The 25854-nt window shown below is 59.2% G+C and carries 27 protein-coding genes and 1 tRNA gene; 14 read left to right on the forward strand and 14 right to left on the reverse strand.

Annotated elements, in window-relative coordinates:
• Positions 1-20 precede the first annotated feature (20 nt).
• Together NT179_04575 and NT179_04580 are read left to right on the forward strand one after the other, a co-directional pair.
• Positions 21-1769 carry a response regulator gene (locus NT179_04575; GenBank protein MCX5721290.1) on the forward strand — a complete coding sequence of 583 codons (1749 nt, stop codon included), beginning with the start codon at positions 21-23 and terminating at the stop codon, positions 1767-1769.
• Positions 1766-2095, forward strand: coding sequence for an Hpt domain-containing protein (locus tag NT179_04580; protein ID MCX5721291.1), 330 nt, complete (start codon positions 1766-1768; stop codon positions 2093-2095). The genes NT179_04575 and NT179_04580 overlap by 4 nt, the downstream gene beginning before the upstream one ends.
• 110 nt (positions 2096-2205) lie before the next feature.
• Here the strand turns inward: NT179_04580 and NT179_04585 are convergent.
• The 6 genes from NT179_04585 to NT179_04610 all read right to left on the reverse strand — a co-directional run bounded on the left by NT179_04585 (position 2206) and on the right by NT179_04610 (position 8713).
• Positions 2206-2281: transfer RNA gene (locus NT179_04585), tRNA-Ala, on the reverse strand.
• Between the two features lie 98 nt (positions 2282-2379).
• Positions 2380-3054, reverse strand: a complete 675-nt coding sequence (gene purN / locus NT179_04590; GenBank protein MCX5721292.1) for a phosphoribosylglycinamide formyltransferase — start codon at positions 3052-3054, stop codon at positions 2380-2382.
• Entirely contained in the window at positions 3044-4081 is a 1038-nt protein-coding gene (purM, locus tag NT179_04595) for a phosphoribosylformylglycinamidine cyclo-ligase (protein MCX5721293.1), read from the reverse strand. Before purM ends, purN begins: the two co-directional genes overlap by 11 nt.
• A gap of 290 nt (positions 4082-4371) precedes the next feature.
• Positions 4372-5766: a sigma-54 dependent transcriptional regulator gene (locus tag NT179_04600; protein ID MCX5721294.1), complete on the reverse strand. Its 1395-nt coding sequence runs from the start codon at positions 5764-5766 to the stop codon at positions 4372-4374.
• 69 nt (positions 5767-5835) lie between these two features.
• A complete protein-coding gene (locus NT179_04605; GenBank protein ID MCX5721295.1) occupies positions 5836-8178 on the reverse strand; it encodes an ATP-binding protein in 2343 nt (780 codons plus the stop codon).
• Positions 8179-8317: 139 nt separating this feature from the next.
• Positions 8318-8713 carry a DUF1844 domain-containing protein gene (locus tag NT179_04610; GenBank protein MCX5721296.1) on the reverse strand — a complete coding sequence of 132 codons (396 nt, stop codon included), beginning with the start codon at positions 8711-8713 and terminating at the stop codon, positions 8318-8320.
• Between the two features lie 149 nt (positions 8714-8862).
• On the opposite strand from NT179_04610, the gene mazG reads away from it, so the two are divergent.
• Together mazG and NT179_04620 are read left to right on the forward strand one after the other, a co-directional pair.
• A complete protein-coding gene (gene mazG, locus NT179_04615; GenBank protein MCX5721297.1) occupies positions 8863-9738 on the forward strand; it encodes a nucleoside triphosphate pyrophosphohydrolase in 876 nt (291 codons plus the stop codon).
• Positions 9735-10352: a hypothetical protein gene (locus NT179_04620; GenBank protein ID MCX5721298.1), complete on the forward strand. Its 618-nt coding sequence runs from the start codon at positions 9735-9737 to the stop codon at positions 10350-10352. Before mazG ends, NT179_04620 begins: the two co-directional genes overlap by 4 nt.
• A 136-nt stretch (positions 10353-10488) precedes the next feature.
• Here NT179_04620 and NT179_04625 read toward each other — a convergent pair whose 3' ends face one another.
• From NT179_04625 to hemE, 4 genes are all read right to left on the reverse strand, one after another.
• Positions 10489-10884 (reverse strand): hypothetical protein, encoded by a 396-nt coding sequence (locus tag NT179_04625; protein ID MCX5721299.1) that lies wholly within the window; start codon positions 10882-10884, stop codon positions 10489-10491.
• A 30-nt stretch (positions 10885-10914) separates the two neighbouring features.
• On the reverse strand, positions 10915-12363 hold the full coding sequence (hemG, locus tag NT179_04630; GenBank protein MCX5721300.1) for a protoporphyrinogen oxidase: 1449 nt from the start codon (positions 12361-12363) through the stop codon (positions 10915-10917).
• Positions 12360-13310: a ferrochelatase gene (gene hemH, locus NT179_04635; protein MCX5721301.1), complete on the reverse strand. Its 951-nt coding sequence runs from the start codon at positions 13308-13310 to the stop codon at positions 12360-12362. Before hemH ends, hemG begins: the two co-directional genes overlap by 4 nt.
• A 78-nt stretch (positions 13311-13388) precedes the next feature.
• Complete coding sequence (gene hemE, locus NT179_04640) at positions 13389-14417, reverse strand: uroporphyrinogen decarboxylase (GenBank protein ID MCX5721302.1); 1029 nt, start codon at positions 14415-14417, stop codon at positions 13389-13391.
• A 355-nt stretch (positions 14418-14772) separates the two neighbouring features.
• Here hemE and NT179_04645 point away from each other — a divergent pair, with 355 nt between their 5' ends.
• A complete protein-coding gene (locus NT179_04645) occupies positions 14773-15747 on the forward strand; it encodes an acyl-CoA desaturase (protein MCX5721303.1) in 975 nt (324 codons plus the stop codon).
• Positions 15748-15790: 43 nt separating this feature from the next.
• Here NT179_04645 and NT179_04650 read toward each other — a convergent pair whose 3' ends face one another.
• The 4 genes from NT179_04650 to NT179_04665 all read right to left on the reverse strand — a co-directional run bounded on the left by NT179_04650 (position 15791) and on the right by NT179_04665 (position 17756).
• Positions 15791-16258 (reverse strand): hypothetical protein, encoded by a 468-nt coding sequence (locus NT179_04650; GenBank protein ID MCX5721304.1) that lies wholly within the window; start codon positions 16256-16258, stop codon positions 15791-15793.
• An 18-nt stretch (positions 16259-16276) separates the two neighbouring features.
• Positions 16277-17146, reverse strand: a complete 870-nt coding sequence (locus NT179_04655) for a DMT family transporter (GenBank protein MCX5721305.1) — start codon at positions 17144-17146, stop codon at positions 16277-16279.
• Positions 17147-17241: 95 nt separating this feature from the next.
• A complete protein-coding gene (locus tag NT179_04660) occupies positions 17242-17451 on the reverse strand; it encodes a hypothetical protein (GenBank protein ID MCX5721306.1) in 210 nt (69 codons plus the stop codon).
• Between the two features lie 128 nt (positions 17452-17579).
• Positions 17580-17756 (reverse strand): hypothetical protein, encoded by a 177-nt coding sequence (locus NT179_04665; GenBank protein MCX5721307.1) that lies wholly within the window; start codon positions 17754-17756, stop codon positions 17580-17582.
• A gap of 128 nt (positions 17757-17884) precedes the next feature.
• Between NT179_04665 and NT179_04670 the strand changes: the two genes are divergently transcribed.
• The 9 genes from NT179_04670 (at position 17885) to NT179_04710 (ending at position 25817) form a co-directional block, all read left to right on the forward strand.
• Complete coding sequence (locus NT179_04670; protein ID MCX5721308.1) at positions 17885-18193, forward strand: zinc ribbon domain-containing protein; 309 nt, start codon at positions 17885-17887, stop codon at positions 18191-18193.
• A 73-nt stretch (positions 18194-18266) separates the two neighbouring features.
• Positions 18267-19088 (forward strand): substrate-binding domain-containing protein, encoded by an 822-nt coding sequence (locus NT179_04675; protein MCX5721309.1) that lies wholly within the window; start codon positions 18267-18269, stop codon positions 19086-19088.
• Positions 19089-19125: 37 nt separating this feature from the next.
• Positions 19126-19578, forward strand: a complete 453-nt coding sequence (locus NT179_04680; GenBank protein MCX5721310.1) for an IPT/TIG domain-containing protein — start codon at positions 19126-19128, stop codon at positions 19576-19578.
• Positions 19579-19759: 181 nt separating this feature from the next.
• A complete protein-coding gene (accC, locus tag NT179_04685; GenBank protein ID MCX5721311.1) occupies positions 19760-21178 on the forward strand; it encodes an acetyl-CoA carboxylase biotin carboxylase subunit in 1419 nt (472 codons plus the stop codon).
• Positions 21179-21232: 54 nt separating this feature from the next.
• Positions 21233-23185 carry a sodium-extruding oxaloacetate decarboxylase subunit alpha gene (gene oadA, locus NT179_04690; GenBank protein MCX5721312.1) on the forward strand — a complete coding sequence of 651 codons (1953 nt, stop codon included), beginning with the start codon at positions 21233-21235 and terminating at the stop codon, positions 23183-23185.
• A gap of 79 nt (positions 23186-23264) precedes the next feature.
• A complete protein-coding gene (locus NT179_04695) occupies positions 23265-24152 on the forward strand; it encodes an alpha/beta fold hydrolase (GenBank protein ID MCX5721313.1) in 888 nt (295 codons plus the stop codon).
• 66 nt (positions 24153-24218) lie between these two features.
• Positions 24219-24884 (forward strand): thiol peroxidase, encoded by a 666-nt coding sequence (gene tpx / locus NT179_04700; protein MCX5721314.1) that lies wholly within the window; start codon positions 24219-24221, stop codon positions 24882-24884.
• 34 nt (positions 24885-24918) lie between these two features.
• A complete protein-coding gene (tenA, locus tag NT179_04705) occupies positions 24919-25587 on the forward strand; it encodes a thiaminase II (protein MCX5721315.1) in 669 nt (222 codons plus the stop codon).
• Entirely contained in the window at positions 25575-25817 is a 243-nt protein-coding gene (locus NT179_04710; protein MCX5721316.1) for a hypothetical protein, read from the forward strand. The genes tenA and NT179_04710 overlap by 13 nt, the downstream gene beginning before the upstream one ends.
• Positions 25818-25854 lie beyond the last annotated feature (37 nt).

Genomic DNA, 25854 nt, shown 5'->3' on the forward strand with positions numbered 1-25854 from the left:
GAGCGACAGAGCCTGCTGTCATGCCCAAAACCACAACCTCGCCCAGACCCAAGTCGCCCCCAAAAATCAGCCAGCCACACACGTCGTTGGCGGTAGTCCAATCCACGCTCAAGCGGGAGCGAACGGCCAGGAAACGCGACGCCCGCGCATGGCAGGAGACCGAGCGGGCCCTCGTCGCCGCAAAAGAAGCCGCAGAGATGGCCAGTCATACCAAGAGCGAGTTCCTCGCCAACGTGAGCCATGAGATTCGGACGCCCATGAATGCCATTATCGGCATGGCCGATCTGCTGTGGGAAACAGATCTGACCCCCGATCAGCGGAAATATCTGCGAATTTTCCGCCGCGCTGGCGGCAGCCTGTTAAGTCTGATCAACGACATTCTCGACCTCTCAAAAGTCGAAGTCGGCCATCTGGAGCTGGAATCAACCAACTTCGACTTAAACGATTTAATTGAAAAGGCGATCGAGATTCTCGCCATGCGGGCCAATGAAAAGGGCCTTGAGCTGGCCTACCACCTCTCGCCCACCCTGCCCTCTTCCTTGATCGGCGATCCCCACCGGCTCCACCAGATACTCCTCAACCTCATCAGCAACGCGATCACCTTCACCGACAGCGGGTCCGTCATCGTGAGGATCACCCAGGATCCAGAACGTCCCGCGCCTGGCGCGATCCACTTTTCCATTTCAGACACAGGGATCGGCATTCCCGCCGATAAGCTCGACGCGGTGTTTACCAGCTTTACACAAGTTCATACCTCGCCCTCCCATACCTATGGGGGAACCGGCTTGGGCCTGACCATCTCACGACAATTAGCCGAGCTCATGCAGGGACGCATCTGGATAGAAAGCACCCTTGGGAAAGGCAGCACCTTCCATTGCTGCGTACAGCTCGGCGTCCAATCCAGCCCGGCAACCACGCACCATAATCTCCCCATCAATCTTCACGGGGCCAGAACCCTCGTGGTTGACGACCATGCAACCAACCGTCTGATTCTTCGGGAGGCCCTGGCCGGTTGGGGAGCAGAGGTCACAGAGGCGGCGTCCGGGCAAGCAGCCATCGATGAATGGCGGAGAGCCGCCGCCTCGGCCAGCCCCTACCACCTCCTGTTCCTCGACTGCCGCATGCCGGGGATGGACGGGTTCCAAGTCGCCGAAGCCATCAAACTCGCTGGCCCCTCCCTCGACCTGACCATCGTCATGATGGCCTCCCACCATTGGGCCGACGACATCGCCCGCACCTATGACATGGGACTGAGCGGTTACCTAATTAAGCCGATCAGGAAATCTGATCTCCTGCAAACCATTACCATCAACCATGCGACCGGCACCCCCCAGGTTGAGGGAATCTCTCCCCCGACGCGTCTCGCCTCTCCCATCCTGGGCAAAGCGCTTCGCATCTTGCTGGTGGAGGATTCGCTAGACAGTCAGGTGCTCATCCGCTCGTACTTGCAACGGAGTCCCTATCGCTTGGACATCGCGGATCACGGAGCCCTTGCCTTGGAGCGATTCAAGAAAGGCGCCTACGACCTGATCCTCATGGACATGCAGATGCCGGTCATGGACGGCTATGAGGCCACGCGAGCGATCCGGGCCTGGGAACAGGAGCAGGATCTCCCCCCCACGCAGATCATTGCCTTAACCGCTCTGGCGCTGAAAGAAGAAGGGGTCAAGATCCTCGCAGCCGGCTGCGATGCCCACATGACCAAACCCATCAAGAAACACATTCTTCTGGAAGTCCTCCAGACCTGCACAGGACGGTGCGCGGCATGACGACGGAACCCGACACGAACAACGCGCAGACCCTCGTCGTGCACATCCACCAGGACCTCGAAGAAATCGTGCCGGGCTTTCTCGCCAATCGTCACCGCGACGTGCAACGGCTCGAAACCGCGCTGGAACAGAATGATCTGAAAACGATTGAGCTGATTGGACATCGGATGAATGGAGACGGAGGAGGCTACGGCTTCTCCGCCATCAGTGCGATGGGAGCCGCCTTGGAGCAGGCGACCGCACGAAAAGACTTCGCCGCGATCCGACGCCATACAGCCGAACTCATCGACTTTCTCGCCCGCGTGACGGTGGTCTATCAGAGATAAGAGGAACAGAAGAGAGAAAGCTCGGCACGGGAGTAGATAGCCCTAAAACTGGAGGGGTTTATCCGCGCGCAACAATAAAAGAAAAGCGCGCGGCACGAGCAAGCTTGGTTTGGTGGAGGGCACGGGAGTTGAACCCGCGACCCCTACGTTGCGAACGTAGTGCTCTCCCAACTGAGCTAGCCCCCCACACAACCGACCAACAACAAGACAGAACGCCTCGCTGTCCCTCGCATTATACACAACCACTTGCTCAGTCTCTAGCGGAAGTTCGTTCCGGGACAGATCTACGACGGACTGATCACGGCCTCGCCGGCTGGCTTCCCTTGCTCGATGAAGACGCGCCGCCCCTCCACCCGCAACCGCCCCTCGGCAAAAAGCTGGACCGCTCGCGGATAAATCTTGTGTTCTTGCACAAGAATCCTGGCTGCCAGGCTATCGGCACTATCGTCATCGAGAATCGAAACCGCCGCTTGAAGAATGATCGGGCCTTCGTCGACACCCTCCGTCACAAAATGCACCGTACAGCCGGCCAGCTTGCAGCCCCAGTCAATCGCCTTCTTCTGCACATCCAACCCGGGGAAGGAGGGCAACAGAGACGGATGGATGTTCATCATGCGATTGGCGAAGGCTTCTACCAGCACCTTGGTCACAATCTTCATATACCCGGCCAGCAACACCAGCTCCACATCGTGTTGCCGAAGCACGGAGAGGAGCTCGCGATCGTAGGATTCGCGGCTGTCTGGTTTGCCTACATGGGGCTTAGGATCAACGAAGAGGCCGGGTAATCCGTGCTGGCTGGCTCGCGCTAAAGCCGGAGAGTCTTTTTTATTGCTGATCACCGCGACAATCTTGGCCTGAACCGTCCCCGCTTCGATCGCGTCGATGACCGCCTGCAGATTCGATCCGCGCCCGGATGCCAACACGGCGACGCGCAGCACATCCGTCCGCTTAATCGACATACTCCACCAATGGGCCCTCGCCGGTCGATGCCACGATGGTTCCGATCTGATAGGCCTGATCGCCCAACGCCGTCGCGCGCGCGATGACCCTGTGGGCATCCGACGCCGGCACGACGAGAATCATGCCGATCCCCATGTTGAAAACGCGATACATCTCCTCACGCGCCACCGCTCCAAGCCTGGCAATCGCCTGGAAAATCGGCGGCACGGGCCAGGCACCTCGCCGCACCTCTGCTCGTACGCCAGCAGGAAGCACGCGCGGGAGGTTCTCGGTGATACCGCCGCCGGTGATATGGGCAATGCCTTTGATAGGACATTCCTGAATCAAGGTGAGGACCTGTTTGGCATAGATCCTAGTCGGGGTCAGCAAGACCTCCCCCAAAGGCTGATCCAGTTCAGGCAAGCGACTGGCCATGCTCAGCTGAGCTCTATCCAGCAAGACCCGGCGAGCCAGCGAATAGCCGTTGCTATGGAGACCGGTCGAGGCCAATCCGATCAGCACATCGCCCGGCACAATACTGCGGCCATCGATGATCTTGGACCGATCCACCACGCCGACGGCAAACCCGGCCAGATCATACTCGCCCTCCGCATAGAAGGAAGGCATCTCAGCCGTTTCCCCGCCGATCAAGGCGCAGCCGGCCTGGCGGCAGCCCTCGGCAATCCCCTTGAGCACCGCTTCCGCCTTGGGAACGGCCAGTTTGCCCGTCGCAAAATAATCCAAAAAGAACAGCGGCTCAGCCCCGCTGACCACGATATCGTTCACGCACATGGCCACCAGATCGATCCCGACCGTATCGTGGCGATCTGTGAGGAAGGCAATTTTCAGTTTCGTCCCGACTCCATCGGTGCCGGAGACAAGAACCGGCTCGGCATAGCGATGGGCCTGCAGCCGGAACAATCCGCCGAACCCGCCGATATCCGTCAGGACTTCAGGCCGGAACGTGGACCGCACTAACGGCGAAATGCGGTCGACGAACTCGTCGCCCGCATCCATATCAACTCCGGCATCTCGATAGGTTGTCATAAGAGGGCGCATCTTAGCGGACGACCCTTGCAGAGGTCAAACCCGCAGGCAGCAGGGCTGGGTGGGAAATGGCTTTCGCTGAACTCCGCTCTTTCCCCACACTCCATTACAGCGAGGCGAGGGGTAGGGTCTCCGCTGCGCGCATCGAGCAACTGCTAGCCATCTAATTGCCCCTTGCGTGCTCTCTCTCTTCAAGAATGGGGACTGATTATCTCCCACTGCGCGCGTCCAACGAGGGCCTTCTGAGGCCGCGCGTTGCGCGAGCACAGGAGATAATCAGTCCCCATCCCCTACGCTTCCGGTCGCATTTCCACTTCCAGCAGCTTGATCTTCCGATGAAGATGACTCCGTTCAATCTGCAAATCTTCCGCCGTGCGGGAAATGTTCCAATGATGTTCCCGTAGCTTGCGCGCAATGTACTCCTTTTCAAACGCGTTGCGCGCATCCCGGAGCGAGTCATAGGACTGCGTGAAGAGCGGGCTGGGAGCAGGCGCTGCGGACGGAGACGCCGCCCCGCCAGGACGAGCCTGCAACGAGAGACCCGCTTGCGCCCCCTCGATAACTGGTCCCGGCACCATGATCATCAATCGCTCGATCAAATTCCGCAGTTCACGGATATTCCCCGGCCAGTCATATTGCTGAAACACCGCCATCGCCCCAGGCGAGACCTCTTTCATCCGCAACCCCTGCTCATCCGCATGCACCTTCATGAAGTGGCGCACGAGCAACGGAATGTCGTCCCGGCGCTCCCTGAGGGGAGGCACGACGATCGGCACCACGTTGAGGCGGTAAAACAAATCTTCGCGAAACGCGCCTTTCTCGATTTCCTTGAGCAAATCCTTGTTGGAGGCGGCCAAGACCCGGACGTCCACCTTCAGCAGCTTCGTCCCACCGACACGAGTAAACTGCTGCTCTTGCAGTACCCGGAGCACTTTGGCCTGGGTATTCAAACTCATGTCGGCGATTTCGTCCAAAAACAGCGTGCCCCCGTCCGCCTGTTCGAACTGTCCTCTCTTCATCGAGGTGGCGCCGGTAAAGGAGCCCTTTTCATGGCCGAACAACTCACTCTCGATCAAGGTCTCCGGGATGGCCGCACAGTTCACCGCCACAAACGGCCGGCTGGCTCTGGCGCTCCGCAGATGAATCGCCCGCGCAACGAGTTCTTTCCCCGTCCCGTTCTCCCCCCCGATCAGCACACGGCTATTGGTCGGCCCGGCTGTCTCGATCAACTGCCGTAACTGTTGCATCGCAGACGACTGCCCCACCAGCTCAAATTTCCGTTGTACGGTGGTCCGGAGCGTTCGATTCTCTTGCTCCAGCCTGTGTTGATCCAACGCATGTTTGACGCGCAGGATGATGTTCTCAAGCGACAAGGGCTTCTCAATATAATCATAGGCTCCCAGCTTGATCGCCTTGACCGCCGTTTCAATCGAGCCGTGCCCCGACATCATCATCACTTGCGCCGTCGGCACCAATTCACGGACCCGGCGCAAAGTTTCCATGCCGTCCATTTCCGGCATCCAGATATCGAGGATCATGAGGTCCGGCGGATCCGTCATATAGGCCCGTACGGCCTCCATGCCGTTCTTCGCCACCGCAACCTCGTAGCCCTCATCCCGCAGAATGCTGCTCAAGGAAGTAAGAATCGACTCTTCGTCATCTACAATTAAAATCGATGCGGACATGAATCCCCCGTACAACGTGATCGGTCAGGCTGCTCCGACCTCTCAGCACTCAACGCTCAGTACTTCTGCTCACACCGGCAATTCGAACGTAAATACAGCCCCTTTCGGCTGATTCTGGCTGGCCTGAATCTGTCCATCGTGATCGGTAATGATGCGCCGCACGATGGCCAACCCCAGCCCGGTCCCCGTCTTCTTCCTCGTGAAGTATGGCACGAACAATTTTTCCTGGTCTTCCGGCGCAATGCCCGTGCCCTCATCCGCCACACTCACCACGGCCCTCCGCCGTTTCATATCGTACTTGGTCGTGAGCCAGACACGCCCCTTCTGCTGCATCGCCTGCATCGCGTTGTCGAGCAAGTTGACCATCACCCGCTTAAGTTGCTCACGGTCGAAATTAAGCGACGGAAGGTCTTCGTCCAACGAAACAATCAGCTCGACATCCTTGTGGGCGCCCCGATAGAGGGCCGTGACCTCATTGATCACATCATGGAGCGACTGCTGTGCCATCTGCGGAACCGGCAATCGGGCAAACTTCGAAAATTCATCGACCATATGCTTGAGGCTCGTCACTTCGTTGACGATCACGTTGGTCGCCTCGTCGAAAATCGCATCGAAATCCGGCGACTTCTCGAAGTACTTCTTCCGCAACCGCTGCGCGGACAATTGGATGGGCGTCAACGGATTCTTAATCTCGTGGGCCACCCGCCGCGCCACTTCCTGCCAAGCCGCCACTTTCTGCGCCTTGATCAACTCTGTCAGGTCTTCGAACACCAGCACGATCCCGAGGTCCCTATTCGCTTCATCCTTCATCCGCGACCCATGCAGCCCGATGGTCAAGAATCGGCCCTCGATCTCCATCGGTCCCTCCAGCGCCAGCGTATCGCGCTGATCGGCCAGCATCCGGTCATAGACCGTCTGGAACAGATCGAGTCGAAACTCTTTGAACACCTCATTAGCTTGTCGGCCACGGAACCGATCCGCTGCAAGCCCAAGGATCCGCTCACCGGACGGATTGAAATTCGTGATCAGCCCGTTCTTATCGATCGAGAGCAGGCCTGCGGCAATCGTCTCGACCACCGTTTCGATGTAGGCGCGACGGCGATCCAGCTCCAGATTACTCTGACGCAGTGAGATATTGGCTTCTTCGATCTTGGACTTACTCCCCTGGAGGTCGGCCGTCATCCGGTTGAACGACTCGATCAAGGTACCGATTTCATCGGTCGCCTTGGCATCGATCCGGACGGAAAGATTTCCCTGGGCAATGGCCTCCGTCGCTTCAGCCAGCCGTTGAATCGGCACCGTGATGCTCCGCGCGACATAGAACCCGAACCAGGTAGCCCCGAACAAAATGAGCACCGTAATGACGGCAACGAAAAGATAGGCGCCGGCTTTGATCGGATTTTTCATGGCCTTGATCTGCTTGTATTCATCGTACTGATGGCCGATCCCTTCCATCTTCGCCAGCAACGATTCTGGCACAAAGGCCTCCACCACCACCACGCCGCCGATCTCGCCGCGGCGCCCGCTCGCTGCGATGGGGGCCGCCGCCCGCACCAGACGCCCGGTCTGAGCCTCCTGCACCGCATTCATTTCCTGTTTCCCGTTAATCACCTGGAGCACCAGTTGCCCGATCGGCAGATCCAGCGCCGAGGAGGGCACCTCGGGATCCAGCGCCTTCGTGAGCGTTTCCATTTTGGCCGAGAAGACCTCAATCCCAGCCACGCCGAACTCCGCCCGCTTGCGAGCCATGGCCGCAACCAGCAGATCCCGCTGCTCCGCCAGCAACATATCCTCCCGATAGATTTCATGGCTGATGGCTCTGGCGCTGTTCACTGCGAGGGTAATGTGGCCGGCATGTTGCATCCGCGCCACGTCATAGGAATCCCGCATCACCTGTTCAATTTGATCGCTGAACCAGACATCCACCGCCTTATTCACCAGGCCGCTCGCAACCAGCGCCAGGAGCACCGTCGGAATCAGCGAAAATCCAATGAAGGCCGCCACCAGCTTCGTACGAAACCCGGCGCCAAAGAGCCGATGCCGCCGTTCAAAATAGGCTTTGATCAGGTTGCGGGAGAGCAAGAGCAACAGGACGACAAATCCGATCAGGTCGAGGTTGAGCAGAAGGAGCACAAAGGCATAACTGGTCGTGGGTAGAAAGGAATCCGTTTCCTCGCCGCCGGGAATCACGATCTGGGAATAGTAGAGAGTCAGCGCCAGGCAGGGCAGGAGAAAAATCAGGACGATCCAGACCGGCCGCAAATGCATCTTCCGCCGTTCCGGCTCCGGGGTAGGCCCGGATCCCACGGATGACCGGCTTGCTCCGGCAGTCAGCGTCGCAACCCCGCTCACGGAACCACGATTCGTCTTTACTGGGGGAAGGGACCCTGTGTCTTTCTTGCCGTCACTCACATCCGATATCCCCGATTGCCAACGACTCGACGCATAGCAGACAGCTTATCATGGTGCTTGAATCAGGAGAGCGTCTCACCACATCGCATGAACCAGGGTGGCGGACAGATACGTCCGGGGTCGACAGGCGGGGGCGGGGCTACGATTTCGCGGTTAAACTCACGTACTTCATCCGAAGGGCGTAGAGCATATCCCGCAGCACCGCTTGTTCTTCCGTCGTGAGATTGCCTGTGGTCTTCTGTTCCAGGACCGACAGCAAGTCGATAATGTCTTTCGCTTGCGGCAGGTTCGCCGGCATTGGAGGCTGATGGGGATCGATCTGTTCCCCCATCAACATCATCGAAGAGCTGCCCAGAGAAATAACAAAGGATGAAAAGGTGACGGGGATTCCCGAGCCCTGGTGTGGATCAGAGGGTGCTGCCTGCTGATGGGGCTGTGCCTCTGGCGCCGCAGGCGAAGGGGTGGATGCACGGTCGGACCCAGTCCCGCCCCGCCGATCCCGAACGACAAATCCTTCTTCTTGTTCTGCGCTCATAGGCCTTTCCCCCGCTCCAGATGCAGCGTCGGTACCCTACCATAGGCCTCTAAACGGCGCAAGACGCGCCAGTCAACGCGCGACCGATTGAAGCAAGCCGAGAACCGGGTATAATGCAGGCCCAACTCTGCACCACAAAAAGGAACAGGATGTCTGAACGATTTCATAAACTGGTAGACTTGATGGCCTCGTTGCGCGCGCCGAACGGATGTCCGTGGGACCGCAAACAAACGCACGAATCGTTGAAGCCCTATCTGCTTGAAGAAACCTATGAAGTGCTCGAAATCCTGGACCGGCAGGACCGGGCGAAACTGCCGGAGGAACTCGGCGACGTATTGCTCCAAGTGCTCTTCCACAGCCAGATCGCGGCAGAAGCCGGCAGCTTTACCATCGAAGATGTGCTGGAACAATTGGCCGACAAACTGATCAGGCGCCACCCCCACGTCTTTGGCAACGGATCGACCGACACCACCCCGACGAATGCCGACCAGGTCGTTGCGAAATGGGAAGACATCAAGCGCACCGAACGCCAGGCGTCCGGCCGGCCAGACTCGGTGCTGGACGGGGTGCCGCAAGCATTGCCGGCCCTCCTAAGGGCCTACCAGATTCAAGCGCGTGCCGCTCGCGTCGGGTTCGATTGGAGCCACGATACGAAAGGCTTCGAGCAGATCCTGGGCAAGATCGAGGAGGAAATCCAGGAGCTCCGCGACGCCATCCGCCCCCTCGCATCGAACCAGACAGAACCGGACGCAAGGGCCGCAGCCCTGCGGCAGGAACAGATTGCCTCGGAACTCGGCGACGTACTGTTCTCCCTCGTGAATCTCGCCCGCTTCATCAAAGTGAACCCGGAAGACGCCTTGCGCCAATCCGCCAACCGCTTCACCCAACGGTTTCAATTCATCGAAGCCCAGGCAACCAAATCTGGCCGGTCGGTTGAAGAACTCTCGTTTGCAGAAATGGATCGCCTCTGGGACGAAGCCAAAAAGCAGAATCCCGCCACCCTTACCAAGGACACACCGTCATGAGCGATGAGCCGCATCCCTACGAAGAAGGCAAACGTGCCGGAGTCCATCCCCTGATCGTCATCTTCGGCATCTTGTTCGGGCTCTGGCTGTTTGTGGCCCTCATCGTGCCCAGCTCTAAGAACAAACAAGCAGCGGGAACGGAAGGACCGGCAGGACCGGTCATCGAAGATCCCGAAGCGGCGCCAGTCCTATTCAAAGTCCACACCACCGTCCCGGATATGAACGCGATCAGCCTCACCGTCCCGCCGGAAGCGACCGAGAGCCAAGTGGCCGGACTCTTGAAACGGTTCAAAAAAGACCGGCTCGCCGGCACCTTGACCGAGCTCCTGCCAGCCACGACAGCCGGCCATACGCTCGGGGACCATGCCGTCGCCGACATCTACATTGTGTCAGACGCTCAATATGCGCAGGCCGACGTAATCCGCACCCTGACCCGCGGCGCCCATGCGCCGGGCGACCTCTATCCTCAAGCTGTTCCCTTTGAAGTCGCGATGGAGCAAATCCGCGGGCACTATCGGATCGATCTCAACAACACCAGCAATCCCGATAGCGCCTCCCTCGGCTTTGCGGACGAGTCGGGAGTGCATTCGAAGCAATATCGAAAAGTCTTTTAGCAGGCTGCTGAAAAATGCCGCCAGCTTCGTTCTCGACTCATCGAAATCCTCAACGTACCCATGAGGGTACGCCTCCGGTTTCGACTCGCCTGCGGCCTTGCTGACAGCCTTTTTGAGCAGCCTGCAACAGCCCCCGCTACAGGCCAACCAGCTTTGTAATTTCCGCCCGCAACATGGATTGCTGTTCAGTCGCCCAGCTGTCGAGTCGTGGGAACAAATAGGCCATGGGCCCTATGAAGGGAGCCACGACGGTGTCGCGGCGCTCCGACAACATGCCGTCTGCCTCGGCGATACGGATTTTTTCATCCGAGATCTGGCGCGACAAAAACTTTGAAATCATCAATTGCTGACCAGGCGTCCCGACGACGTCCCCCAGCACCTTAGCCCGCACGACATCCAGCTCCTCCGGAATCGAGACCTTTACGCGAATGGCCTGGGCCGTCGGCCACGAGGCCCGCTGGATCGAATAGTCGAAGGAGAACACCTGCTCCCGAGGCTCTCGGAATGGTCCTGTCACATTGGCAATTTGCATCCGGGCATCCATGGTGACCCTCGTTTCTTCTTACGATCGTTCTCCGGACAGATAGCGCACGACCCGATCGGCCGCAACAGCCCCGTCACGAATACAGTCCGGAATTCCGACGCCACGATAGCCTGCGCCTGTAAGCACCAGGCCCCCATAGCGGCTGAGCGCCGCTTCGATTTGATTCAACCGTTCGAGATGTCCCAACGTATATTGCGGCATCGCCTTCATCCAGCGATTGACTTCCACATAGTTTGGTTCCGCTGTCACGCCGCACATGCTGGCAAGCTCTTCCCTCACCCGCGACACCAAAGCCCGGTCATCCAATTGCAAAATGGCCTCGCGCCCGACTCCTCCGACATAACAACGGACGAGTAACTGATCAGCCGGAGCCCGATGGGGCCACTTGAGCGAGGTCCAGGTCGCGGCAATGAGGTCGCGGCCTTCCGCCCGCGGCACGACAAAGCCGAATCCTTCTGCCGCCCCTGCGACCGCGGCGCGAGGATAGGCCATCGCGATCGTCGCCGTGGAGGCATAGGGAATCAGGTCCATCAAGCCTCCGGCAATCGGCGTAAGCGGACGCACCAGCTCAGCCGACACATAAGCCGGCGTGGCCAACACGAGGCTGTCCACGGACAGGGCCGAGCCGTCATTGAGGATGACATCATACATCCAGCGGCCTGGCTGATGAGAGCGCACGCGGAGGGCATCGACAACCGTGCCGCTCCTGAGCGTCACGCCTTGGTCCGTCAATCGACGGACCAAGGCATCGACCAGATCCGACAAGCCATTCTTGAGACTCACGAACATCGTGCGCTTCGGACCGGTAGACGCGGCGGGTGGGCCAGCCTTCCTGGCCGTCATCATCCCGCGAATCACACTGCCGTACTGTTGCTCCAACTCGACAAATCTCGGGAAGGTCGCCTGCACGCTCATCTGCTCCGCATCCCCCGCATAGATGCCGGCCATCAAGGGCTCGAGCATCCGTTCGAAGGCCTGGCGGCCCATGCGTCGCCGAAAAAAGCAGGCCAGAGACTCGTCGCTGGACGACCGTTTCACCGGCATCGCCAGATCCAGCCCCATCCTTGCAAGGCCGGACCAGCTCAAGAGTCCGCTCCGGAGAAAGGGTCCCAGCTGATTGGGAGAGATGACGACTAATCCCTCAGGAAGTTCACGCAGACGGCCCTGCGAGAAGACACAGGCCCTCTTGCTAGTCTCGTTGGTGTTAATGAGCTGATCGGTCAGCCCCAGCTTGGCACAGAGTTCGATGGCGGCCGTTTTCTGAGACAGGAAGGAATCGGGACCTGCCTCCGTAACCAGATCGCCGACCCGATGGGTAACGATCTTGCCTCCCCAAGAGGGCGAGGCATCAACGACCGTGCAACGGATCGGGATGCCGGCAGCCGCAGCCCTTTCCTGAAGGGCATAGGCAGTCGAGAGACCAGAGATCCCTCCACCGATAACAGCCACTGTACGAAGATTGTTCACGAGGTACTGCAGAGCGATGATTCGTGGGCCTTGAGTACAGAGACCAGGGTATCGACGAGCGCAGCCGAATCATTCAACATGGGGATACGTTCAAGCTGGAGGCCTAACCCAGCCGCAAGCCGTTTCAATTCGATATCGATATCGTAGAGCGTTTCCACATGGTCGCAGAGAAACCCGATCGGCGCCACCAGTACATATTGATGGCCTTCACGAGCCAGCTCTTCCACCGCCGACTCCACCGTCGGCCCCAGCCATTTCTCTCCCGACCGGCCCTGGCTTTGATAGGCGAACCGCGTAGGCCTGTCACCCAGCAACGCGGTCACCGCCTCAACCGTGCCCTGCACCTCGGCGGGATAGGGATCCTTCATCGCCACGATCCGCTCCGGCAAACTATGCGCGGTAAAGAGCACAGGCACCGTCGCCCGCACAGCGGCAGGAAACTTCAGCAGGGCCTGTTGGATATTTTCGACAATAGCCGCGACGAGTCCTGGATGCTTGTGCCAACTGCCGACGTAACTGACCGGACAGGCACTCTGCAGCGCCGCCTGGGCTTCTTCAACTTTTTTCCGGTACGCGCCAGTGCTCAGAGAGGATTGTTGCGGGGCCAGACAGAGACCGATAATCTGTTCAGGCTCGTCGCCCAGCAATTCAGCATAGGTCTCTTTGATGAAGGGATGCCAATGCCGCAACCCGACGTAGACCCGATACCGTTCATCGCCTGACTCGTTCAACCGCTGTTCGAGCTTCTTCGCGACATCCTTGGAGATCCCGACCGCCGGGGACTTTCCGCCCGTAGCCCGATACCGTTCCCGAATCTCTTCGACCAGTTCCGGCGGTGTGGGACGGCCTCCCCGCACATCCAGCAGGAACGGCTCCACATTCTCCAAACTATCCGGCCCACCCATCGCCATGAGGAGCACGGCAGTCGGGCGTTTTGATTCCGGCATCGCTCTTACTCCAAGGCAAAAGTACAAATGTAAAAGTAAAAAAGGTTCGGTCCAATCGCCGCACCCACTTTGGCCTTTTTACTTTTTACTTAACCGGTGCACCATATCAATGGCCGCCGCCACATGCTCGATCGGCGTCGTCGGCAAAATCCCATGGCCCAAGTTGAAAATATGCCCAGGGCGACCGCCGGCTCTGCACAAAATATCTTCGACGCGCCGTTCGATTTCAGGCAACGGGGCATAGAGGGTCAAGGGATCGAGATTGCCTTGCACCGCCACGTCATGGCCCACGATCGCCCAAGCCTCATCCAGAGGAATGCGCCAGTCGACTCCGATGACATCGCCCCCCGCCTGCCGCATCTGGCGCAGCATGGCCGAGGTCCCCGTGCCGAAATGAATCATCGGCACGCCTTCCCGTTTCAACCCCTCGAAAATCAATTGGACATGCGGCAGCACATATTCAACATAATCGCCGACCGAGAGACAGCCCACCCAACTATCAAACAGCTGAATTGCCTGCGCCCCGGCCTTGATTTGCTGACGCAGATAGCCGGTGATGACCCGCGCGAACTTGTCCATGAGCAGGTGCCAGGTCTTCGGCTCGCAATACATCATCTGTTTGGTGAGGAGATAGTTCCGTGAACTCCCGCCCTCGATCGCATAGCTGGCGAGGGTGAAGGGCGCCCCGGCAAATCCAATCAGCGGCACCCGCCCATTCAGGGCGCGGCGCGCCTGACGGATGGCTTCGGCCACATAATCAAGCTCGCCCCCATCGATGACGTTGAGCCGTTCAACCGCCGCATGGTCCCGCACCGGATTATGGATGACCGGCCCCTCGCCCTCCGCAAACTCCAGGTTGAGCCCCATCGGCTCAAGCGGCAGCAGGATGTCGGCGAAGATAATGGCGGCATCGAGCGGAAAACGATCGATCGGCTGCAGCGTGACTTGCGCCGCCAATTCCGGCGTCTTGCACAACTCCAGCATCGAATGTTTCGCCCGAAGAGCCCGATATTCGGCCATATAACGGCCAGCCTGGCGCATGAACCAGACCGGCGTACAGTCAACCGGCTCACGTCGGCACGCTTTAAGGAAACGATCATTTATCATGTTGGGCATTCTAGAGATCAGGGGACGGGGGTGTCAATTCAGAATGGGCCAGGAACTATCACCGGATCGTCATCGAATGGGGCCGGCCCAAACAGCGGGAACCCCTATGATTTCGCGAGAGTAGAAAAGATCCAGGCTTCGGGAGCGCCCTGTTTCAATTCTCGCAAGGTTACGTGTATAATGACGAGTCATTGCACCGCTGGGTTGCCAGAGCATTGTCTTTGCGATCCAGCATCTGCGGCCTACCAAACACGTGACTTCCCAAGCGCCGCAATATCACTCAGCCTAACCGGAACGCCGGAGCTTGGTACCACGCCCCAGTGAACCACCGCTCCCTGACCTTGGAGGTAAGCGAATGTCCCAAGTACCTGCTCAACAGACCACCAAAGCCCAGGTCATCTGGTTGACGGTTCTCCGCTGGTTCGACTCCTGGGCCGGGATTGACACCATGAAAGTCGAGGGTCCGCCCAAGATGGACTGGATCCGTTGTTTCCCCCTGATCGCCGTCCACATCATGTGTCTCGGCATTATCTGGGTGGGATGGAGCTGGATCGCCGTCGCCGTCGCCACAGCCTTTTATTTCGTGCGAATGTTCGCCATCACCGGCTGGTACCACCGTTATTTTTCGCACCGGACCTTTAAAACCTCCCGCGCCTGCCAATTTGCCTTTGCGGTCTTGGCCGGCTCCTGCGCCCAGCGCGGCCCCCTCTGGTGGGCCGGGCACCATCGCCATCACCACATCGCATCGGACACACCGGATGACGTCCATTCCCCGCTGCACGGAGGATTTCTCTGGTCCCACATGGGCTGGTTCACGTCGCAAACGCACTTTGCCCCCCGGCTGAAGAACATCGCGGACTTTGCGAAGTTCCCTGAACTCCGGTTCCTGGACCGTTTCGACATCCTCGTCCCCACCATCGCCGGGTTCGGGATGTTCGGGCTGGGCATGTTGCTGGAAGCCTACGCGCCGGGCCTCGGCACCAACGGCCCGCAGATGTTGATTTGGGGCTTCTTCGTGTCGACGGTGGCGCTGGTCCACGGGACCTGCACCATCAACTCCCTGTCGCATGTCTATGGTTCGCAGCGCTACGAAACAGGTGATACCAGCCGCAATAACTTCTTGCTGGCGCTGATTACAATGGGCGAAGGATGGCACAACAACCACCACTACTATCCCGCCTCCACCCGGCAGGGATTCTACTGGTGGGAAATCGACATGACCTACTATTGCCTGAGGATGATGGAAATGGTGGGACTGGTCTGGGATATCAAGGATGTGCCGATCTACGTCCGCGAAGGAAAGAGCAAGCAGGACGCCATCGCGGTCTAACGTGTGAGCCGGCGTTCGTGGTTCGCCACGAACGCCGGCTCCGCTACACCCACTCTGTCGGCTCTCGAGTCGACGGTTCAGGACTCCGCCCGGCAAGCGTCTCACGAATCGTTCGACTCACCTGATCGATCTCTCTCAAATCTGAAGCGGACACGATCCAGGCATCTGCCGGTTCGAGCTCAATCCGATAGTGATTCTTCTTCGCCGAAAACCATTCGATATAGGGATGAGGCACGAGGTTCGGATGGGGGTCGAACGAGATCAGGTTCACTGCCCCGATCTGCGGGCTTTCCATATCACCGATCATCTGGCCCGCAAGATCTTCGTCCTCAAACCGGGGATTCCGGAACTGGATGACCTGCCCCACAATATCGGCCTTAAAGTTGCCCTGCAAATACACATCGATCGGCCCGATCACCGCGAATACAATCCGCCCGACGATCGTACCTTCGATGCGATTATCCAGAAACCCTTCTTGCACCCAGCGACCATTGGCGAATTTTTGTGCCATCTGACTCCTTGTACCGCGCTATGCCGGTTGAACCACCCTGACCGGCGACTCAGGCGACGTGGAGCCGCTGCCCCATGAACCCACCAGTACCGCGACGAGAATAAGGGCACTGCCAACCCAGCCCTGCAGATCCAAGGTTTCCCCTAAAAAGTACCAGGACAGCCAAGCGGCATAGGCCGGCTCTGAGGCAAAGATCAAGGCGACTTGCTGCGCGGGCAAAATACGCTGCACCCACATTTGAACCGCAAAGGCTCCGGTCGCAAGTCCTCCGGTTATCCCAAGCCCGATGAGCAGCATCGACGTCGGAGCAAAGGCCTCAGCCGGCGCCCGTTCAATCAACAGGATGGGCAGCAGCAAGACGACCATCGCCATCATCTGCCAGGCAAACAGGGACGGCGCATCGACTTCGCGGGTAAACCGTTCGAGACAGGCAATGTGCGCGGCAAACGCCAGCGCACAGCCGAGCGTCAACAGATCGCCGAGATTTCCTGATGCACTGGGCTTCACCAGCAGCCAAAGCCCCACCGTCGCAATCCCGGTGGCCACCCACACCCGCCGGTCGAATCGGCGCAGGACCAACGGCACGATGACGACATAGAGCGCCGTGATGAACGCGGAGTTCGATGCCGTGGTGTAGTGGAGTCCGACCGTTTGGAGGACGTAGCCGAGAAAGAGCCAGCAGGTGGCAATCGCGCCAGCCCGCAAGACAGCCGGCTCGCGATGCAAGCGCCGCCGCCACAGCACAAACACGGCTCCGACCAGGATGGTGCCCAGGAGAAATCGAAGGAAGAGAAACGAGAGCGGGGGAATTTGCTCCAGCGCCGCTTTCGTCGCGGGAAACGTCGCGCCCCAAATGAGCGTTGTCAGGAGGAGCGCAAATCGTGGCATGGGATTAAAGAAGTGCTGGGAGTTGAGTGCTGAGTGCTGAGCTTGAATCCAGCGAATTACGCAGTCCTGAGTACTCAGGACTCAGCACTGACCTGCTAAGCCTTGCACAGAGCACAACGCCGTTGATCCGACGTCCCCGCCTGCTCCATCGCGGCTAAGGCTCGCTCCTTATCCGGATAGTCGAACCATCCGCCCTCCCAGAAATCGCTGGAAGACCCGATCGTCGACGACGGCACCTCCGCGCAACGATCCTTGTGGAGCGTGACCCGATCGATCGACCGCGCGATGTGAATCCAATAGGTCATAGCAACCACGCCTTTCAGACGAAATGCGGCCCAGCCCTCGTCTCACCGCTCAGGGCTTGACCGCATTCACGGCCACAATCGAATTCCGATGCACGCTACAAGGAGATTTTGCCGCCGATTGAGAGAATTTACGGCAGGAGCTGCCACTCATCCTTCTCGATGAAGACCTTCACGCCGGTCTCGAGCTTCTTGATATCGTCCTTGTCGAAGAGCTTCATATAGCGCGCGATCCGATCCTCATCGTCGATTCGCTCTTCTTGCATCATTCCACTGACACTCTTGTACTTCCGAATCAACAGGGGCATCGAAATCCTCCTCTTCAGCCACTAGAACTCATGTCCGCAAGATGTGTACAATAAGGCAAAGCTCAACGGCTGGTCAAGAGCACTTTCTCTCTTTGTCCGGCTTTTATCCCGCGTGAAGGATAGGAACCATGCCGATCTACGAATATCGTTGTGGCAAATGCGAGAAGCAGTTCGACGCCACCCAATCAGTCCATGTCAGAGTAGAAGACACCGTCTGCCCCCATTGTAGCGCCCAGGACGCCACGCGGCTCATGTCCGCCAGCACAACATTGGTCAAAGGCACCCACAAGACCGGCTTTGCCGAACAAAAAGCCTACAACATGCTGGACGAGCGGATGGACAAGTTCGCCAAATTGCCGCCGTTGATGGGGAAACGCGCCGCCCCCGAGACTGCCGCACCGCCAGACGCTTCCACCGGCGGCGTCACGGAGCACTGAGCCAGACCGTGGAATGGCAGGCACTCGCACAGCCGCCCCTTCCCAATATCCACCCCAACCATGTGGAGCACCCATGATCGCGAGACTCGCCCTCTCGCTAAGCCTCAGCCTTCTCCTTAGCTGGGGTATAGCCCCTTTCGTCCTGGCGGAAGTCGCCGGGAACCTCATCATCGCCGGCAACGGACCGGAACTAACGACCATCGAACCCCTCGCCCGCGCCTTTGAAAAAGCCAACCCGCGCGCCTATCTCGATGTCGTCTGGGACGGCAATTCGAGGCCAGTTGAGATGGTCAAGTCCGGCCAGGCCCACATTGCCATCACGGGAACGGCAGCCCAGGATCTCTCGGCAACGCCCATCGCGTGGGATGGCATCGGCATTCTCGTGCACCTCTCCAACCTCACGAAAGAGCTTACGAAACAACAAGCTGCCGACATTTTCTCCGGCAAAATCACGATGTGGTCAGAACTCGGCGGGCTGGATACGAAAATATTGGTCATCGACCGGCCTCGCAACCAAAACGTCCGCGAGGCCTTTGAATCGCAGCTCGGCATTACCGGCAAGATCACCAGCAGCGCGAAGGTCATCGGCCCAGATGAGCAGGTCATCAAGACCGTCGTGGGGACATTACCCCCCTTGTCTGCGGTCGCCTACCTGTCCCTCAGCCAAGGCTTGTCCGTCGTCGCAAGCGGCGTCGCGGTCAAACTCGTGCCCATCGACAAGATCGAACCGGAGGGCCCCACCGTCAAGGACGGCCGCTATCCGCTCCGGCGCCCGGTCCTTCTTCTGGCTAAGAAGGAGCCCCATCCCCTGGCTGAGGCCTTCATCCAGTTCGCCCTGTCCCAGGCAGGCCAACAACTCATTGCCGAAACGTACATTCCCATCAACGAGAAATAGTCAGACATCGTTGTTTTTGAAGGAGGTACCTATGCAGATGTGGCGATCATCGTGGTTCATGCTCCTGGGACTCATCGGATCCATCACGTTAGCCATCCCCCTCGCCTCTGCGGAGGAGCCAGGCGCGATGGTGGACGGTGCAGGCTTCACCCTCTACGGGACTGAATCCATCAAGGGGTCCGATGCGGCGAAAGTCGAGCGGGACCCGGTCTGCGACCGGAGCAAACGGCCCAAAATCTTCAAGGTCGAGCCGGACGAAGCCAAACCTGGCCAGAAAGTGACCATCAAAGGCGAGAATTTCGGGACCAAAGAATGTTTCCACGGAGTGGCCTTTAGCGCGGCTGGGCCAGCCAAAATCGACCATACCTTTCTCAACGACAGCACCATCGAAGCCACGGTTCCTGACGTCCGGCCCGGCATGTCGTTCATCGATGTAGTCGCCGGCGGCGGCAATGCCCGCTCAAAGGGATTCCTCGTCCAAGCCAAGTAACGGAACCCGACAATCTCCGCCAGAGGCGCGGCACGATGCCGCGCCTCTGGCCTCCTCAATCAGCCCCATTTTCATCCTCGCTCCCTCGACAAGACTCTTGATCCTATGCTAGCTTACGCGCTCATTTTCACCTGAGAACGCTCGCAAAAATCAGCAACGATCCGAGGAAACAGGGACCGGCATGTTCAAGAAAATCCTGGTGGCCAATCGCGGCGAAATCGCCATGCGGATTATCCGCGCCTGCCGCGAATTGAACATCGCCACCGCCGCCATCTACTCCGAAGCCGACTCGACCGGCATCTACGTCAAAAAGGCGGACGAGGCCTATATGGTCGGGCCTGGACCGGTCAAAGGCTTCCTGGACAGCCAGCAGATCGTCGACCTGGCCCTACGGATCGGCGCCGACGCTATCCATCCAGGCTATGGATTTCTCTCGGAAAATGCCCAATTCGCGCAACTCTGCCAAACCTCCGGCGTGACCTTCATCGGCCCCTCGCCCCATGCCATCGATTTGATGGGCAGCAAAGTCAAAGCGCGCGAGTTAGCCAAGCGGGTCGGCGTCCCGATCGTCCCCGGCACCGAAGGCGGCGTCACCGACGTCAACGAAGCCTTGGCCTTTGCGAAAGACACCGGCTACCCGGTCATGATCAAAGCCAGCGCAGGCGGGGGCGGACGCGGCCTTCGAGTCGTGCGGTCCGATGCCGAACTCCGCGAGAACATGGCGGTCGCCTCCCGGGAGGCTCAAGCCTCCTTCGGCGACGGCAGCATCTTTCTTGAAAAGTATATCGAACGGCCGCACCACATCGAATTCCAGATTCTGGCCGACCGGCATGGCAACATCATCCACCTGGGTGAGCGGGATTGCTCGATCCAACGCCGGCACCAGAAGCTCATCGAAATCGCCCCCTCGCTGATTCTGACGCCGCAGCTGCGCGCCGAGATGGGCGACGCGGCCATCACCATCGCCAAAGCCGTCGACTACGACAATGCCGGCACCGTCGAGTTCCTCCTCGATCAGGACGGACGCTATTACTTCATCGAGATGAACCCGCGCCTCCAGGTCGAGCACACCGTCACGGAGCAGATCACGGCGATCGACATCGTGCGCAATCAGATCGCCATTGCCGCGGGCAAGCCGCTCGACATTACGCAACAGCAAGTCACGCTCCAAGGCCATTCCATCCAATGCCGCATCAACGCCGAAGACCCCAAGAATAACTTCCGCCCTTGCGCCGGCACGATCACCGCCTATCTCTCGCCGGGCGGGATCGGAGTGCGCATCGACGGAGCGGTCTACAAGGACTATACGGTGCCGCCCTACTATGACGCCCTCTTGGCCAAACTCACCGTGCGCGGCCGCACCTGGGAAGAAACCGTCAGCCGCATGAGACGCTCGCTGGAAGAATATGTCTTGCGCGGGGTCAAGACGACGATCCCCTTCATGAAGGAGATCATGCAGGAGGAGGACTTCATGGCAGGACGGTTCGACACCTCTTACTTAGAGACGCATCCGGCTCTCTTCAACTACCATGAATTCGAGCAACCAGAGGATCTGGTGCTGGCGCTCTCCGCCGCCATCGCTGCCTACGAAGGGCTGTAGCGACAGAACCGTCTATCAATTCCGATGACAGGATAACGAGAAGACCAGGACATCATGGCGACACGACGACCCTCGAAAAAACAGGCTCCCAAGAAGCGGACAGCCGGACCAGCAGCCCGGACATCGAAGGCCCGCGCCAAAGTCAGCCCTGAGCTGACCATCCAACCGGCGCCCGGCAAGCCCATTCTGATTACTGAGGTCGCCTTGCGCGACGGCCATCAGTCGCTCCTGGCCACGCGCATGCGGACAGAAGACATGCTGCCGATCGCCATGAAACTTGACGCCGTCGGCTACTGGTCGCTGGAGGTCTGGGGTGGCGCCACCTTCGATACCTGCCTGCGTTTCCTCAAAGAAGATCCCTGGGAACGGCTCCGCGCGTTACGCGCCGCCATGCCCAACACCAAGCTCCAAATGCTGCTCCGCGGACAGAACCTGGTCGGCTATCGGCACTATGCCGACGATGTGCTGGAACGGTTCATCGAACGGTCCGCCGCCAATGGCATCGACGTCTTCCGCATTTTCGACGCGCTGAACGATATCCGCAACCTCGAACGGGCCATGCGGGAAGTGAAGGCCTGCGGAAAACATGTCGAAGCCGCCATCAGCTATACCATCAGTCCCGTCCACAGCATCGACCGGTTTGTGGACATGGCAAAAAAGCTGGAAGACTTGGGGACCAACACGCTCTGCATCAAAGACATGGCCGGACTCCTGGCGCCGCTCGACGCCTATCACCTCGTCCGCCGTATCAAAGCCGCGGTGAAGGTCCCGGTCCATTTACACTCGCACTACACTTCGGGTATGGCCTCGATGACCTCCCTGATGGCGATCCTGGGCGGTCTGGACATGCTGGATACCTCCATCTCGCCCCTGGCTGGCGGCACCTCGCACCCGGCGACGGAAACCATGGTCGCCTCGCTGCGCAACACGCCGTACGATACAGGCCTGGACCTCGCCTCGTTCCTCCCGATCACCGAACATTTCCGCACCGTGCGCCGAAAGTATCGGCAGTTCGAAAGCGAGTTCACCGGAGTCGATGCCGAGATCCTCACCTCGCAGATTCCCGGCGGCATGCTCTCGAATCTCGCGGCGCAACTGACCGAGCAAAATGCGCTCGATCGGATCAAAGAAGTCCTGGATGAAGTGCCGCGCGTCCGCAAGGACATGGGCTATCCCCCGCTCGTCACTCCGACCAGTCAGATCGTGGGCACCCAAGCCACACTCAACGTCCTGACGGGCGAGCGATACAAAGTCATTACCACGGAAACGAAGAACTACTTCCTCGGACTCTACGGGCGGGCGCCTGGACCGGTCGATCTCGACATCATGGCCCGCGCGATCGGGAATGAACAGCCGATTAAAACAAGGCCGGCCGATCGGCTGGAGCCTGAACTTGAAGCCATCAAAAAAGACCTGCCAGCCTCGGCGACCACAGTGGAAGATCAGCTGTCCTTCACCCTCTTCCCTGCCATCGCGCGAGACTTTTTCGAAGCGCGAGAAAAGGGAGATCTGGCGCTGGCGCCGCTCGAGAGTTTCTCGCCCAGCGGGCCGGCCACGGCGACAGAACTCCATTTGGCCCCCGCAGAATTCAACGTCACGGTCCACGGGGAAACCTACCATGTGAAGGTCTCAGGATCCGGGCGGAAGGTCGACGGGCGCAAACCCTACTACATCCGGGTCAACGACAAACTCGAAGAGGTCTCGCTGGAACCGATCCAGGAGATTCTGGCCGGCGTGCCTGAAGCCCCCAACGCTGACACCAATGCCAAACGCAAACGGCCCAGGCCCTCCAAACCGGGCGACGTGGCCCCCCCGATGCCGGGGCGAGTCGTCAAAGTGCTGGTCGCGGTCGGCGCCGTAGTGAAGACCGGAACGCCCCTCCTGATCATCGAAGCCATGAAGATGGAAAGCCAGGTCCCGGCGCCGATCGACGGGACAGTCACCGCCATCCTGGTCGCCGAAGGAGACAACGTAAAGACGGATGAAACAGTCATCCAACTGGACTAGTTCTCGCTCCGACAGCCCGGCGCTGCCACCTCGTTGCTCTCGCGCCCGGCTCCTCACCTCGCTCATAGGCCTGTCGCTCATGCTGACTGCTTGCACGTCGACTCCTCCCCTGCCTCCGTGGTTCGACGCCCTCGGACGACTCCCGATCAAGACTGTCACGGTCCTCGATCAACGCATCGCCTACCTCGACCAGGGACAGGGACCGCCCGTCATCCTCCTCCATGGATTCGGGGGCTCGATGTGGCAATGGGAACATCAGCAAGCGGCCCTCTCCGCCCATTTCCGCGTCATCACGCCAGACCTGGTCGGGGCAGGGCTCTCCGACAAACCGGCCATCGAATACCGCCCGGATCAATTACTGGAATATCTCGTGGACTTCATGGACGCACTCCAGATTCCCCAGGCCAGCATCGTAGGCAACAGCATGGGAGGAGGACTCGCCATCGGGCTCGCCCTCGACCACCCGACCAGGGTCTCACAGCTCATCCTCATCGACGGACTCCCGGCGCACGTGATGGAGCACCTGGTCAGTCCCTCGATTCGCCGCGCCTTGACGACCAGCGCCCCCTCCTGGCTGGTCTCCTTCGGCAATTGGCTCTTCGGAAGTTTCATGCTGGAGTCCACCATGCGTGAATTCGTCTACGACCCGGCCCTCTTGACCCCGGCGGTATTGGACCGGTCCAACCGCAACCGCCAACAGCCAGGACTCTTCCGGGCTTTGCTGACCGTCGGCGCCAATCTCCCGCTCTGGGAAGAACGATTCGCGCCGCGCATCGGAACAATCACGCACCGCACGATGATTATCTGGGGCGAGGAAGACCGCGTATTCCCCATCCAGGCTGGCGATCAGCTCCATCGCACCATTGCCGGCTCGATCTTCGTCATCATCCCCAAGGCAGGACATATTCCACAATGGGAACAACCGGAGTTGGTCAACCAGGCACTGATCACATTTTTACAACCGTAGCCCACACGCGCAAACGACCCTATATCTTGCTAAAATGGTCGCCGTCGCCTCACTAAGGAACATATTATGAGAGCAGCACATCGCACCCTCCTCGGCGCCACAGTCTGCCTGACGCTCGGACTCACCGGATGCGGAAGCACCGGTAGCTTCAGCGAAACCAGCTTCCTCTACAAGAACTTCACGATCGCCGATGGCAGCACCATGGCTGGCGAAGGCCATACGGTCCTCTTCAAGGGAGCTCCCCTATCCCTCTCAGGAACCGGCATCAAAGTTGGCGACCCCATCCGGGAGGTGAAACTGACACAGACGGACCTCACGCTCATCAACATCATCGACACGAAGGGCAAGGGCAAGGTCCGGATCATCAGCGTCGTGCCATCGCTCGACACCAAAGTCTGCGAACAACAGACCCATTATTTGAGCGAGAGGAACAAAGGCCTCGACAAGATGATCGAGCTGATCACCATCAGCATCGATACACCGTTTGCCCAAAAACGGTTCGCAGAGGAAGCCCATATCACCAATGTGACCTTCCTCTCGGACTACCGAGGCGCCGACTTTGGGAAAACCTATGGTCTCTTCTTGAAGGATCCCCATATCCTGGCGCGCACCGTCATGGTCATCGATGCCCACAACAACGTGCGTCATCTGCAAATCACGCCAGAGCTGGCCCAACTGCCGGACCTGGACGAGGCCTTCGCTGTGGCCAAATCGTTGATCACGGCAAACTAACCGTCGCCAGGTCGAACGAGGGAGAAATATCCGCATGTCGTTCTCTGACCATCTCCGCAAGCTGGTGCAATCCACCTGGGACGAACAACTCACCCATCCCTTCGTCGTTGCGCTCGGCAAGGGCACCTTGCCCGAGCGCAAATTCAAATATTACATTCTTCAAGATGCGAGGTTCCTCGGCGACCTCTCCCGCGTCTTCGCGGCCGGAGCCCTCAGAGCGCCAGACTCCGATAGCGCGCTGCGCTTCGCCAAACTCGCAGAGGAAACCATTACTGTCGAGCGAAGCCTCCACGAGAACTATGGGAAGCGCTGGAAAATGACGGCGAAAGAAGTGTCCTCCGTGCCCATGGCACCGACGAACTATGCCTACACCAGGCACATGCTCACCGTCGCTCATACTGGCTCGGCGGCAGAAATCACGGTCGTCGCCCTCCCCTGCGCCTGGATCTATTACGTCGTAGGGCAGCATTTACTAAAGAACGGACCGCCGTCCAAGAAACATCCCTATCGCGACTGGCTCATGCTCTATGCCTCGCCGGAGTTCGCCGAGGTGCAGGAATGGATGCGAGCGAAAGTGGACCAGTGGGCCAAGACCGCGGGCAAGGAAGAGAAACGGCGGATGGAAGAATCGTTCGTGATCAGCTCGAGATATGAGTGGATGTTTTGGGAGATGGCCTGGAAGGAAGAAGAGTGGCCGGTGTGAAGAGAGAGCGGGCCGTGGCCGGGAAGCTCTCTCCGCTCGCAGCCACAGAGCGCCGTTGGCCGCTCGATGCTACGCTGCGCTTGGCGCCGAAAACTAGCGACACCGTCGCGCCGGTGTCGCGTCGAACATTCGTCGCCACTGCCTGCGGCAGACGCGACAGCCAGCATGAGCGGTCACCCAACGGCGCTCTGATCACGCTCCGTGAGCCTCCCAGCCCTGGCCCTAAATAAACACCGGCCGAGAGAAAGAGAACGTGAAGAAAAGGGA

Source organism: Nitrospirota bacterium, from assembly GCA_026387665.1.
GTDB lineage: Bacteria > Nitrospirota > Nitrospiria > Nitrospirales > Nitrospiraceae > Palsa-1315.